The organism is Nitrosospira sp. NRS527, assembly GCF_018406445.1.
Classification (GTDB): domain Bacteria; phylum Pseudomonadota; class Gammaproteobacteria; order Burkholderiales; family Nitrosomonadaceae; genus Nitrosospira; species Nitrosospira briensis.
On record NZ_AP024515.1, the window covers coordinates 2,519,048 to 2,532,007 of the forward strand.

At 52.2% G+C, this 12,960-nt stretch carries 11 protein-coding genes; 3 read left to right on the forward strand and 8 right to left on the reverse strand.

What is annotated here, in order from left to right; translation table 11 throughout:
• Window positions 1-311 precede the first annotated feature (311 nt).
• The 3 genes from KJS40_RS11355 to KJS40_RS11365 form a co-directional block, all read right to left on the reverse strand.
• The gene (locus KJS40_RS11355) at window positions 312-785 is read right to left on the reverse strand and encodes a DUF1854 domain-containing protein (RefSeq protein ID WP_213537844.1); all 474 of its coding nucleotides are present in this window, start codon (window positions 783-785) and stop codon (window positions 312-314) included.
• The gene (locus KJS40_RS11360) at window positions 782-3,052 is read right to left on the reverse strand and encodes an ABC transporter ATP-binding protein (RefSeq protein WP_244859780.1); all 2,271 of its coding nucleotides are present in this window, start codon (window positions 3,050-3,052) and stop codon (window positions 782-784) included. The genes KJS40_RS11355 and KJS40_RS11360 overlap by 4 nt, the downstream gene beginning before the upstream one ends.
• A 334-nt stretch (window positions 3,053-3,386) precedes the next feature.
• On the reverse strand, window positions 3,387-4,292 hold the full coding sequence (locus KJS40_RS11365) for a DMT family transporter (RefSeq protein WP_213537846.1): 906 nt from the start codon (window positions 4,290-4,292) through the stop codon (window positions 3,387-3,389).
• 565 nt (window positions 4,293-4,857) lie between these two features.
• Here KJS40_RS11365 and KJS40_RS11370 point away from each other — a divergent pair.
• The gene (locus KJS40_RS11370) at window positions 4,858-5,229 is read left to right on the forward strand and encodes a hypothetical protein (RefSeq protein ID WP_213537849.1); all 372 of its coding nucleotides are present in this window, start codon (window positions 4,858-4,860) and stop codon (window positions 5,227-5,229) included.
• A 39-nt stretch (window positions 5,230-5,268) separates the two neighbouring features.
• Here the strand turns inward: KJS40_RS11370 and KJS40_RS11375 are convergent, their stop codons facing one another.
• The 5 genes from KJS40_RS11375 to ovoA form a co-directional block, all read right to left on the reverse strand.
• Complete coding sequence (locus tag KJS40_RS11375; RefSeq protein WP_213537851.1) at window positions 5,269-5,415, reverse strand: hypothetical protein; 147 nt, start codon at window positions 5,413-5,415, stop codon at window positions 5,269-5,271.
• Window positions 5,416-5,610: 195 nt separating this feature from the next.
• On the reverse strand, window positions 5,611-6,210 hold the full coding sequence (locus KJS40_RS11380; RefSeq protein ID WP_213537854.1) for a tetratricopeptide repeat protein: 600 nt from the start codon (window positions 6,208-6,210) through the stop codon (window positions 5,611-5,613).
• Between the two features lie 17 nt (window positions 6,211-6,227).
• A complete protein-coding gene (locus tag KJS40_RS11385) occupies window positions 6,228-6,500 on the reverse strand; it encodes a hypothetical protein (RefSeq protein WP_090458137.1) in 273 nt (90 codons plus the stop codon).
• 597 nt (window positions 6,501-7,097) lie between these two features.
• Entirely contained in the window at window positions 7,098-8,330 is a 1,233-nt protein-coding gene (locus KJS40_RS11390) for a pyridoxal phosphate-dependent aminotransferase (RefSeq protein ID WP_244859574.1), read from the reverse strand.
• Window positions 8,327-10,438 (reverse strand): 5-histidylcysteine sulfoxide synthase, encoded by a 2,112-nt coding sequence (ovoA, locus tag KJS40_RS11395; RefSeq protein WP_244859781.1) that lies wholly within the window; start codon window positions 10,436-10,438, stop codon window positions 8,327-8,329. Before ovoA ends, KJS40_RS11390 begins: the two co-directional genes overlap by 4 nt.
• A gap of 682 nt (window positions 10,439-11,120) precedes the next feature.
• On the opposite strand from ovoA, the gene KJS40_RS11400 reads away from it, so the two are divergent.
• Both KJS40_RS11400 and KJS40_RS11405 read left to right on the forward strand, forming a co-directional pair.
• Window positions 11,121-11,864 carry a DUF3047 domain-containing protein gene (locus KJS40_RS11400; RefSeq protein WP_244859575.1) on the forward strand — a complete coding sequence of 248 codons (744 nt, stop codon included), beginning with the start codon at window positions 11,121-11,123 and terminating at the stop codon, window positions 11,862-11,864.
• Between the two features lie 157 nt (window positions 11,865-12,021).
• A complete protein-coding gene (locus KJS40_RS11405) occupies window positions 12,022-12,909 on the forward strand; it encodes an alpha/beta hydrolase (protein WP_213537857.1) in 888 nt (295 codons plus the stop codon).
• The last annotated feature ends 51 nt before the right edge of the window (window positions 12,910-12,960 follow it).

Sequence of the window (12,960 nt, forward strand, 5' to 3'; positions counted from 1 at the left end):
ATCATACCAGCTTTAATTAATCTTATTAAACAATATGTTGCTGCCATCAAAGAAACTATTATTGTCGCTATTCAGCGACAATAATATTCAAATTGATACTAACCGGTTGATGAGATATGACTATCGTATGTCTCCTGTCAGCGACGATTCCATACGAAGCCTAATGAGACCAAAACGGGACAACATGAAAAGAACAAAGACGTAAAGTCGACACACAAGATCAGCTCTTGATGAGAAGTTGAGACATGCTGAGGTGGATTATCGCAAACTGTGGAAGCATTTTTGTGGCACATCTCTTTCGTAGTCCGGGACTACAGGAAGCGATCCAGAATCCTTCGGCTGTGATGATCCAGAGTGAAACGGTCGCGGATGAGGAAGTGAATGCCCTGACTGTCCGTGACCAGCAGAGAGGGCGGCTTGAGCCTGCGAATGTATTCCTCACCCTTGAGGATGAAAGCGGTTTCGCCCCGATCCGTTTCCACGTACCAGGTGCTGGGTGTAGCAAAACTTGAAACCTCATGGATACGCCTGATTTCCGGCATGAACTCCCGACCTGCAAGATCCGCTTCCACGAGTTTACGCATTTCGTCCGGTAGATCGCTTAATTTCTCGATCCAGGCGAGTTCGCGACCGTGCGAATCGATCAGGGCGATATCTCGCTCAGGCGCGGTAATCGGAAACGCCCGTACTGGAACTACGCCTTCCTGCACCTTCCCATCGTTCGCGACAAATACCAGTCGCCCGAACGTGTTACGGCTTAGCAGATAATCAGGTTTGCCGTTCATTCTCGACCATCCTCGGCTTTGCGGTCGACATCCGGTCTACGCAAGTCATCCTCGGTATCGATGTTACGTGCCTGGGCCTCGTAGAGGCTGTAGTAATGGCCTTTTCGTGACATCAGTTCTTCGTGGCTGCCGACCTCGATGATGCTGCCGCGGTCGAGTACAATGAGCCGGTTAGCATCGCGTAGCGTAGAAAGGCGGTGGGCAATCGCAATCGTCGTGCGGCCCCGCACCAGATTTTCGAGCGCTTTCTGGATTTCTTTCTCGGTGGTTGTATCGACAGAAGAAGTGGCCTCATCGAGAATAAGAATACGAGGATCGATGAGCAGGGCGCGAGCAATCGAGATGCGCTGCCGCTCGCCCCCTGAGAGAGACTGGCCTCGCTCGCCGACCAGTGAATCGTAGCCGTGCGGCAAGCGCAGGATGAACTCATGGGCATGTGCTGCGCGGGCTGCGGCAACGACCTCCTCCAGGTCTGCGTCCGGTTTGCCGTAAGCAATATTCTCGGCGATGGTTCCGAAAAACAAAAAGGGCTCTTGAAGCACGAGCCCGATGTGCCGACGGTATTCGGCGACCGGCAAGGAGCGAATGTCTACACCGTCAAGCAAAATTGCGCCTTCGGTGACATCATAAAATCGGCAGATCAGGTTGACAAGCGTGCTCTTGCCCGAACCGCTGTGCCCCACGAGACCGATCATCTCGCCCGGCACAATGGTGAGGTTGATATTGTGTGTCACGGTGCGGGTACCATAACGGAATCCGACGTTGCATAACTCGATCCGGCCTTCAACGATGGGTAAATGCACGGGATGCGCAGGATCCGGCACACTGGAAACGTGATCGAGGATTTCGAAGATACGCTTGGTGCCGGCCGCTGCTTTCTGCGTAAACGAGACAATGCGGCTCATCGAGTCCAGCCGCATGTAGAAACGGCTGATGTAGGCAAGAAAAGCGGTAAGCACGCCCACCGTGATTTCGTCCTTGGATATCTGCCAGATACCGAACACCCACACTACGAGCAAACCGACTTCGGTCAATAGTGTCACGGTCGGCGTGAACAATGACCAGACCTTGTTGACCCTGTCGTTGACTTCCAGATTATGATCGTTTGCCGAGCGGAAGCGTGCCGCTTCGCGTTTCTCCTGCGCAAACGCCTTCACGACGCGTACGCCGGGGATGGTATCGGCAAGCACACTGGTAACCTCCGCCCAGGCGCGGTCGACTTTTTCAAATCCCGTGCGCAGCCTGTCGCGCACCAAATGGATCAGCCAGGCGATAATCGGCAGAGGCATCAGCGTTACCAGTGCCAGCCAGGGGTTGATTGAAACCAGGACGGCTACTGTCATGCCTATCATCAACACGTCAGTAAAAAAATCGAGCAGGTGTAGCGACATGAAAACGTTGAGGCGATCGGTCTCTGAGCCGATGCGCGCCATGAGGTCGCCCGTGCGCTTTCCGCCGAAATAGGCATGTGAAAGTTTGAGGAGATGCTCGTACGTGGCAGTGCGCAAGTCGGCGCCGATACGTTCTGAAACGAGTGCCAGCATATACGTTCGCGACCAGCCCAACACCCATGCCAGAACTGCGGCACCCAGCAGGCCGGTCAGATAAAATATGACCAGATCAATATCGATCGGCTTGCCGTTCTGATAGGGAATCAGAATATTATCCATTAGCGGCATGGTCAGGTAGGGCGGTACCATCGTTGCAGCCGTGCTGCCCAACGTCAGCAAGAATCCGGCAAGTAATCGTCCTTTATAGGGTTTGGCAAAGCGCCACAAGCGGAACAGCGTCCAGGTCGACGGCGGCGTTTCGGTCTCCCGGCTGCAGACCTCGCACTCTTCCTGCCCCGGCAATAGGGGGGTATCCAGCGCCCTCTGGCATTTTGCGCAGAAAGCCTGAGCAGGCGCCGACGGAACCTCGCCGGTAAGTTGATGGTTGAGTTGCAGGTTGAAGCTCTCGATCAGGCGCCCCGCTGCAGTATCCGCGCCGAGCGTGTAGCGCCAGTGAGCAAGCAGTGAATTCTCGTCAAGAAGCTCAAGGCTGCCAATACCGGCGTGATCGTGACGCGCCAGCGTCAATCCCGGGCGATAAAGCCATTCCTGCCAAGTTGTATCCCTGCCTGATGTCGCTAACAGGCGTTTATTGGTAACAACCACCAGCCCGGATGCAAAATACAGTTGGGTATCAAGATCCGTTTCAAGCCAAGCCAGGACATTTTCTTCCTGGTAAAGCCGTGATTCAACGCTTGTAATCCAGGCGGACGGCAGGGTGAGCGGCGGCCTGCCGGACAGGTGGTCGGCAGGCAAAACCGGCAAAGACTTGGAGTGTGGCGTCGTCAATCTGGTGAATGGATCAAAAATTTTCTTTACTCAAAAGCGGGTTGCCGCTACGCGACATTGCTCATCGTTTCCATGGGCCGATACGCAGCCCCTTGCATGTTGCTGTCGCCGATACCGTTCAATACAGTTTCTCAGCATCGGCCTTCATTCCATCGATGACGATTTCCGGCTCCCTGCAGGCGATTCTTGATGGACTGGAGACGCCTGGTTGGGATCGGCTTCGTTGGGATCAAGCGGATTATGCCCTATCGAAGTCGTTATGTTACTTACATTCAAGCCCTGGTTCTGTTTCTTGATTCTCCCGTGCTCCAAGGATGGCACCTGCAGTCACCGCCGCCAATCCCGACAGCGTCAGCAGGGACAGCGGTTCCCCCAGAATGGGCACAGCAGCCAGCGCGGATACGACAGGCACAAAAGCCATCAGCAAAGCCACTGTTTGGGAACCAAGGCGGCTCACCGCGAAGGTAAAAAGCAGCATTGCCAGGAATACCACTACTACGCCCTGATATATTGCTTGAACGGCAATTTCGTTGACAGGTGCCTGGCCAAGCGTACTGGGCAGGAACAACCACCAGATTGGCAGATAGACTACCGCGCTACCCAGCGTAGTCGCTACCGTCGCGGCAAGCGGCCGTATCGGGTAGCGGCTGAGCAGCAGCGTGAAGACGGCCCAGGATGATGAACCGCATAGTAAGAGCAGGTCGCCAAGAATTTGCGTATGGGTGAGTTTCGGTCCGCGAGAAAACGAGTCTATAGCAATCAATACGATTCCGGCAAAGACAATGACCAGCGCAATGTGGCGTTTTCTCAATGGCCTCTGCCCAAGCCATAACCACGCAATGATCGCCGTCAAAAAAGGCAATGCGCCAGGCAATAGCACAGAAGCATGAGCAGCCGGCGTTATGCGGAATGCGGCATACACGACGATAGCATAACCTATGCCGCCGAACAGCGAGAACAGCACGATCACCTTGAATGGCGGCAGCAGAATCCGTGGCAAAAAAAAGACCGCGATGGAGGCGCCGACACCGAAACGCAGCGCCGCGATGTCCCAGCTTGTCAGCATGCCGGTGCCGCCCAGACGCGTAACAAGGATAAAACCGGTCCAGATGCACATGCTTAAGAAAGCCGCGATCCAACCGCTACGAGAATGTGTTGCTGGATTCACGATGTTAACCACTGTCGGCAAGATGTTCCAAATACGAAAACTATAGCCGGAACGCGGCAATAAAGGCTATCACTCTAGCGGAACGGCGGGGCGTTTTTGTCAAATACTATAGGGAAGAGAAGGCAGTGCCGGGGGAAGCTCCCTGAAAACTTCGGATATAAGCCCATACGCCATGCATTTTGCGTTGCTATGGGCAAATGCTTATCGTGGATGAGGGTTGACCTGAACCCGGTTCATCGCCCATGCCTAATAGCTTGTGCTAACTCAACCCATCATAAATTGTGGTTATCCAGGGTAATGGATAAACAATATTGGAAATAAACCGCATGACTCGTTGGGCCAAATAACTCAGCAATACCCATACTCACCGACAGGTGTACCTCGGTCCAATTGCTTGCTTAACCATTGAGCCTACAATCCAGTCTGGTCGGATATCTGATCTTCAAGGACCTCCTTAAGAAACAGAAATTTACCCATTGGTTAATCACGATATTTATTCAGTAACTCGAGAAGATGATCAGCTTCTCGCCTCTCAATCAGGAAGAACAACAACAAGGAGAAAGGTATGAAGAAAGTAGTTGCTATAATTGTTGCATTCAGTATTGCAGTTTCGGGATGCTCTGCATTTGTGCCAAAAACCCAGACTGTTAGTGCCGTCTGCTCGGAGCCTGATGCAAACCTTCAGGTCAATGGTCAAATGTACCAGGGAAAAGCTCAGATTGAGGCAAAAAGAAACAAGTCAGTTTCCATTATGTGTACGAAAGCGGGGTATTTCCCTGCACAGAAAACGATTGATCACTCTTTAAGCGGAACAGGGATTGCGGACATCATTGGTACTGTATTTTTCCTGTTCCCTGGCCTTGGCCTGTTCACCGCTGGAGCGTGGAATCTTGACGAAACAGATGTGAGCCTACCCATGATGAAGAACGAAAAATAACCACCGCTAGCTAATTTTTCCTTTTCGAGGGGTTGGACATTAATAGCCAAATTGCGGCGCGAGTTGTTCCCTCGTCAGGATGAAGTCGATCCGCAACACAGCGATCTGACCGGTCCACTTGAGATCGTCCAGTTGCAGCAACAGGTTCACGAACAATCGCCGCTCACCATCAAGTGGAACTGACATAAAAAATGCCGCGCTGATCTTCTGGTCCGGATCGCCTGTGGCAAGTAAATACTATCGTCATTATGTAAATGCGATTGCTGGATTGCTGACAAGGGACTGGGTAAACAATATCCCGAAGGAAATGGAGTCATGACTGAACCGGCAATTACCTGCTCGCGATTTCTAATCTGTCTGAATTGAGGGCCATTGCACGAGCTAGCGACTGGAAAGTATTTGTTCTGCATCCTTTAAGAAAGTACTCGCAGCTCGCGTGTCAAGTCTGCTTATCATTCGGTGAACACTAATAACACCCTGTTCAACACCGCACCTTGCGTAAACAATGCCAAGATTAGTCAATATTGTGACATTGGTTGGGGCAGCGGCGACACCGCTTTTAAAGGCCTTGGCCGCTTCCTGCGGATTGTTTGCGTTAGTATAAGCGATGCCGAGATTGTTCCAAATCTCTGCCACTTCTGGATCAATACGAGCGGCTTCTCTGAACGCATCTATTGCTTTGGCCGAATCGCCCAGCTTAGTATATGCGTTACCAAGTCGATACCATAACGGACCAGCCGAGAGCTTCCTGCCAAAGAAGTCAGCTGGATGAGGAGGGGCTACCTCCAGTCCTTTGCGATATGCGGAAATTGCTTCTTCCACCATGCCTAGTTGGGTAAGCGAATCTCCAATGCCTTGCCATGCAAAAAGATTATGTGGTTCCGCAGCAGCCCATTCCTTGCTGTGGGTAAGCACTTCTTGCCAGTTACCAGTCTTCTCAAGCTCTGCGGCTCTCTCAAGTCTTTCGAGTATATAGTCCATTGCAATTCCTCAAAGAATTACACAAACGATCTCATATACACTGCACACCACGCTGCAAGAGCGCTAACGACTGATGCTCCGGCAGCAATAATCGCCATAACCCACATTTTCTGTGCTTGAAGATGGCGCTCGGCCTCGATAACGCGACGCTGCAGTTCAGCATCAGATACTCTAGCTCTAAAAACCTCATATGCACCAGACGATTCGTTCGGATCATCTTTTGTGATGACCACACCAAGAGTTTCTGCCCGCTTTCTTAGCGCCTCGCCAGTTGGAAGTGCATTTTTCATTTTACTGAATCTCGATATATTGATCACTTAACATTAGCCAACACCTATGTCCAGATATGTAATGCTGACAGGTGAGTAGCAGCCATTAGCACGTTTTTTCTGTTTGGAATGTCTCAAAATGACACATTCCAAACAGTTAGATCTCCCGGATAACGTTGCCGTGTCAGGGGCCGACGTATGCCTCTAACTCGGCGTATAGGGTATCTTTGAAAGGCACTTGCCGAATGGATATCTCTTGTCCGTTCGTTATATGCAGTATTAAATTTTTGCAAAAAGCATATAGAATATGGGCGGCAACATACACTCCACGCTCCTGACTGTCAGTTTTTTGGCGGAAACACCAATAGCTCGTTTTGGCACAAAGATGCCTATCCAAGATTCACATCACGAAGTAATGGATTGCAAATAAGCAATTCAATTCTAAGTAACCTTGAAGTAAGGGCGCTTGGCACCCATATGTCAAGCGCTATAACGAAAAGGTTTTTTTTATCCCGTGAACCTCACTTTTTTGGTGAGCGTGCTCCATCCTCCAACTGCCGGATTTAGGTTAAAACGTAATTGCTGCGGTAATGAAAATATGAATTTCTAGAGATGCTGTCAGGCTGGAACCGATCCAGGCTGAACTCTATGTCTTGCTTTCCTGATATTTTCAAGGGCAGCTTCAATGATGTGGCGCGGCGTGCCGATATTCATGCGCATGAAGCCGCTTCCGGCCTCGCCGAAAAGCGTACCGGGACTCATGCCCACGCCAGCTTCGTGCACGAAGAAATGCCTGAGCTGTGCATCGTCTATATCTAATTCAGTCATTAGCGCACGGCAATCAAGCCAGAGCAGATACGTTCCCTCCGGTCTGATGAGGCGAATTTCCGGAAGATGCTCTGCCAGATACGCCGCGACGAAATCGCGGGTTTCCTGAAGATAAACAAGCAACGCGTCCAGCCATGCCCCGCCCTCACGATACGCGGCCTCGAAAGCAGTGATACTGAAAGGATTGGATGCACTGACGTGCATCGTATCGAATATTTTCGTGAGTTCCTTGCGGCGCTCCGGGTCGGGCACAACAAGCGCGGAGAGATTCATCCCGGGGATGTTGAATGTCTTGCTGGGGGCGGTAGCGGTCACAATACTGTTCCCGTTTCCGGATGCCGCTTCCGCCAGCATCGACAGCGTATGGTGCTGATTTCCGGGATAGACCAAATCGGCGTGAATCTCATCCGAGAATATCACCAGATCGTGTTTCTCGGCAATTTGCAGAATCCGCTGCAGCTCCTGCTTGCTCCATACCCTGCCGACCGGATTATGTGGGGAGCATATCAACAACAGGCGAGCTTTCTCCGCGCATTGCTCCAGGTGGTCATAGTCGATGTCGTAGCGGCCGTTCCTGAGGCGCAACGGATTATGTATCAGTTGCCGGCCGGTGCCGGTAACCGCCGAAAAAAAAGGAAAATAAACCGGCGGTTGCACGATAACCGACTCGCCCACTGAGGCGAAAGCCATTACAGCTGCATGTAGCGAGGGGACCACGCCGGGACACATCATGATCCAGTCGCGGCGTACTTCCCAACCATGACGTTGCTTCAACCAGCCCATCAAGGATTCATACAAGCTTTCCGGGTAGACGGTATAGCCGTATATGGGGTGAGCGGCACGCCGCGAAAGGGCCTGGGTCACTGCCGCCGGTGCTGCGAAATCCATATCCGCTACCCATAGGGGAACGACGTCCGCTGCACCAAACATACTCTGGCGTGCTTCATATTTCAAACTGGCGGTACCGCCCCTTTTGATTTCAATATCGAAATCAAAAGGGGCGGTAATATTGCTGCCGCTCAATCAATTCTCTCCCAGATCGTCGCTTGCGAGACCGTATGCTGGAATTTCCGCCGGGTTTCCCGAATTACAAATGGTACGTCCTGTGGATCTTGAATCAATTTGAAATGGCTGCCCAGGATCTTTTTCAGGCCGTCAAGCGTGGTGAAGCTTTCACCATCCCGCTTGAATCCACCAATCCATGCATCCCGCTTGGTATGTTCCTCCAGCCAGGTATACGGCGAAGCGATCAGCAAAAGACCACCTGGGTTGAGCCGTGTATGAATGGTTGTGAGCAGTTTGGCCGGATCGTAAAGACGATCGATGAGGTTGGCTGCAAGGATGAGATCGTAACCGGTAAAAATAGGCTTGAGGTTACAGGCGTCTCCCTGGTAGAACATCACTTTATGCTTCACGTCATCCAGGCCAAGGCCGGTCAGCGTACGCTCTCTATAGAGAACGAGATCGCCCTCATCCGCTAGCGTATAGCGCAACATACCCTGCGCGGCAAGCTGGACGCCTTGCCCGATGAAGCGGGCAGAGAAATCGATACCGGTTACCTCATCGAAATGTCGCGCCAGCTCAAAAGTCGAACGTCCGGAAGCGCAACCGAGGTCGAGTGCTTTGCGGGACGGTTTATTACCCATGGCGGCGATAGCCAGCTTGGCAAGTGCCTTCGAAAAATTAGGCACCCCAAAGTAGGTGTCGCCATAATGAAATTCAGCGTACTCGGAAAGGAGCTTGTCGGTTTCATAGTGAGAGTCATGCCGCACGGCAGGCGCATCGCTGACCACGTAGCGAAATCCGGCATGCTGAAAAAAATGACGCCGAAACGCATAGCGAGCGCTCTTTCGCGATTCATCCCCACATGAAATCCAGGAGCCGCCCTTCATGAGATTGTGCCGCCCATCGAATGTGGGCGTGGTGAAATCATCGTAATGCGGATGAATATCAAAACCTTCAAATGGATAGATGGGGGTTTCAGTCCATTGCCAGACGTTACCGACAATATCGTAGAAATCTCCCTGAGGAAATTCATTGACCGGGTGAGCAGATGCAAAATGATCGAGATGAATATTGGCCGGCGCAGGTTCAGCGGGGGGAAGCTCGGATACCCCGGCCATATCGTAAAGGCGATACCATTCGTCTTCCGTCGGGAGCCGGTACGGTTGACCGCTTGCTGCCGCTTTCCAGTTGCAAAACGCCTTTGCTTCATGATAATTCACTTCGGCCGGCCAATCCCATGGCATGGGTATTTCTTCGGTCATCAGGCGCAATCGCCACTCGGCGCCTTGCCTGATCCAGAAAAGGGGGTATTCCGCGCGAGTATGACATCGCCAGGCACGGCCTTCTTCTTCCCAGAAACTTTCGGTGCCGTAGCCGTTTGCCTGGACGAAGGCAAGGAACTCCTGGTTGCTTACCAGGTATTTTCCGGCTTTAAAAGCCGCAACTTCCGCTACATGGCTGCCATACTCATTATCCCATCCATAGGTGGGATCGGCTTTGTCTTTACCAAGACGCACGGTGCCCGAAGTCACATTGATGAGCCGGTTTTGGGGCGCCGGGCCGGACTTTCGGCAAGGTTCCCATGCTGGATGAGGCTTGACATGTTCAATTGCATGCTGCCGGATGAGCACGGATGACGTCTCAAGATGGATGAGCTCGTGCTCGATACACATCATGATGGTCCACCAGGGGTTATCCCAGCCTATCGGCAAGCTAAGCGGCGTGTCCCTGATAAGCTGGTCCACGACATTGCGCACCGTATTGCGGTAAGCTCGCACTTCTTCGACTGACGGCCAGTCGTAATGGGTTGTGTCCAGGTCATCCCAGCCCATTTCATCGACGCCTACCGCGAACATGGATTCCATCCTGGGGTTGATCCGTTCCGTGATAAGCCCCGCAAGCAGCAGCTTGTTTGTAAAAAAAGTAGACGTATGGCCCAGGTAAAAGACTAGCGGATGACGCAACGGAATCGGTTTTTTGAAATAGGCTTCATCGCCCTGCAATGTCTCAAAAAGCTGCTCGTAGCGATCCAGCGTGGCGTGAAAATATTCGCGTATCTCCTCACGTTTTGCAGCGACATTATCGCCAGAAAGAACGGGCGTTCTCGGGAAAAGCAATTTTGGCATCATGCGTAACTTTGGAATTTCAGAAGCGGACTGGACGGGCATTATGCCTTTTTTTGCGCTCAGATTCATATTCAACCTCGGGTATGAATTGCCTCGATAAAGTAAAGAATAAACCAGGGAGTGTACACCCGGATACATTGCCGCAACATTGCTTTAAACCTGAATCCCCCACTCAGCCGCTCATTTTTTACTCATTTTCCACCTAGCGGCATGATCCAAAGAGACTTTTTTACACCACTTTTTCCATTCCTCGACCTCGTCTTTTTGGTCGGTTCGCTACAGCACGGATAGATTGGATCGTCTGAGGGAAAATCAGCGTATCCCGGATTGGAGGATCAAGGTTAAGTCAGCTAAATCAACTAGACGCAACCAGCAAGTCGAGCCGATGCACCATTTCAGATCAAACGGTCGAACAGATATTATCTTCGAATTCGATTCTGATGACAGGAATGAGTTCCTTAACCTGCCTTCCCCTTCTCCCCACATTCCGTCTTTTAGAGCTGGATTCTGCGTGTATAGCCGCAAAGTGGAGGTAAAGGATGTGCATGAGGCAAGAGAGTAGCGCAAATAAGAAAAAAAATGAACGCCTTCGACGATTCAGTCAGGGTTACCCTGGCAGCCTGTCCGGCTTCGTGATGTCAAAGGCTCAGGATCAGGATCAGGTTCAACGATAGGTGAACTCTTGCCGCGCTGTACCGGAAAATCGATATTGTTGATGCAGGGGGATACAGCCATAATTCATCGCAGGGTGACGCCTATTTTCGAGAAGGCGTCTAGATATACCCAGATGGCTATGCTGGCTTGGGTACTCGCATTTTTACCGGCCCTGTCATCGGCAGGGAATGAGCGAGTGGACATCGCCCGTTTCTCACGCGGTGACCTGGCCAGCTGGAAACCGAAGATGTTTTCCGGTTCGACCCATTATGCCTTCATGAACGAGAACGGACGAACCGCGCTGCGTGCGCAGAGCAATGCCACCGCTTCCGGGCTCTATCGCGAGGTGAGCATCGAACTCGGCAAGACGCCTATCCTTAACTGGACATGGAAGACCGGCAACATACTGGCGGGGGTGGATGAGCGCACTCGGGCAGGCGACGATTACCCCGCACGCGTCTATGTCGTCTTTTCCGGCGGCATGATGCTCTGGCGCACGCGCGCCATCAATTATGTATGGTCAAGCAGGCGGCCGGTCGGTAGTGGCTGGCCTAATGCGTTTACGGGTAATGCATACATGATCGCAGTAGAATCGGGCTCTGAGCGGGCCGGCCGATGGGTTGAGGAGCGCCGCGACGTTCTTTCCGATTACCGGCAGGCTTTTGGTGAAGAGCCTGGCCCCGTCGATGCTGTGGCAATCATGACCGACACGGACAATACAGGCACAACTGCAACCGCCTGGTATGGAGACATCTGGTTTAGCTCGAAATAAAAATCGGTGCTTATCGATATCGTGAAATTGCGCCCTCTTTTCTTGTCTGTTCCTATTGTTATTGTGAATGCTACCGCTCGCCAACGTCATCGTCACCGTCATTGGGATATGTTGCGTTTCATCGCCAACCTACGCCGAACTTGATCGAGGGTACTCCATGGAAGAAATAGAGCTTCGTCACGAGCGCATGGCGGGCAATGGCATAGATCTTCATGTTGTCGCCGCCGGAAAGGGGCCGGTGGTCATTTTGCTCCATGGCTTCCCCGAAAATTGGCGCTCCTGGTTGCATCAGATCCCGGTCCTGGCCGCCGCGGGCTTTTCAGTACTGGTGCCGGATATGCGGGGATACAATCTTTCAGGACGTCCGGCGGAGCAAGATGCTTATAAATTAGATCGCCTTGTTGCAGACATCGCTGCTCTGGTGCATGCAACCGGCTACCCCCGAGCCCATATCGTCGGGCACGACTGGGGCGGTATCATCGCGTGGTCGTTCGCAGACCGGTATCCCGAACTGGTGGACAAGCTTGTGATCCTTAATGCGCCCCACCCCAAAATCTATCTCGAAAAAGTGCGGCATCTGCCACAAATGCTCAGGAGCTGGTATGTGCTCTTTTTTTTACTGCCACGCCTACCCGAGCTTATGCTTTCAGCCAATAACTATCAGGCAATACGCGATATGTTCCAACTGCGCCCGGCACGAAGAGGAGCTTTCGGCAAACGGGATATCGAGCATTATATCGAAGCACTTTCACAGCCGGGGGCGCTTACCGCCGCACTTGATTACTACCGGGCAAACGTGCCTGGAGGCTTGCGCAAGTTTGCGCAAGATGGGCGTATCAACGCGAAAACTCTTGTGATCTGGGGAGAACTCGACCCCGCGTTAGGACCCGAGTTACTTGACGGGCTTAGCAATGTCGCATCTCACGTCCGGGTTTATCGAATCCCGGATGCGAGCCATTGGGTACAAAATGAGGCGCCTGCGGAAGTTAATCAAGCACTCGTGGACTTTTTAAAGGGTGAAGACATGAACACACCGCTCCGTTAAGAGAGCCCTCGCTATCTAGCAGTCTGTCGGACTTGAAGGAAATCGGCTGCA

Coding starts and splice junctions, on each gene's coding strand:
- KJS40_RS11355 (WP_213537844.1), bottom strand. CDS start 785: ATGAACGGCAAACCTGATTATCTGCTAAGCCGTAACACGTTCGGGCGA.
- KJS40_RS11370 (WP_213537849.1), top strand. CDS start 4,858: ATGAAGAAAGTAGTTGCTATAATTGTTGCATTCAGTATTGCAGTTTCG.
- KJS40_RS11375 (WP_213537851.1), bottom strand. CDS start 5,415: ATGTCAGTTCCACTTGATGGTGAGCGGCGATTGTTCGTGAACCTGTTG.
- KJS40_RS11380 (WP_213537854.1), bottom strand. CDS start 6,210: ATGGACTATATACTCGAAAGACTTGAGAGAGCCGCAGAGCTTGAGAAG.
- KJS40_RS11385 (WP_090458137.1), bottom strand. CDS start 6,500: ATGAAAAATGCACTTCCAACTGGCGAGGCGCTAAGAAAGCGGGCAGAA.
- ovoA (WP_244859781.1), bottom strand. CDS start 10,438: ATGCCAAAATTGCTTTTCCCGAGAACGCCCGTTCTTTCTGGCGATAAT.
- KJS40_RS11405 (WP_213537857.1), top strand. CDS start 12,022: ATGGAAGAAATAGAGCTTCGTCACGAGCGCATGGCGGGCAATGGCATA.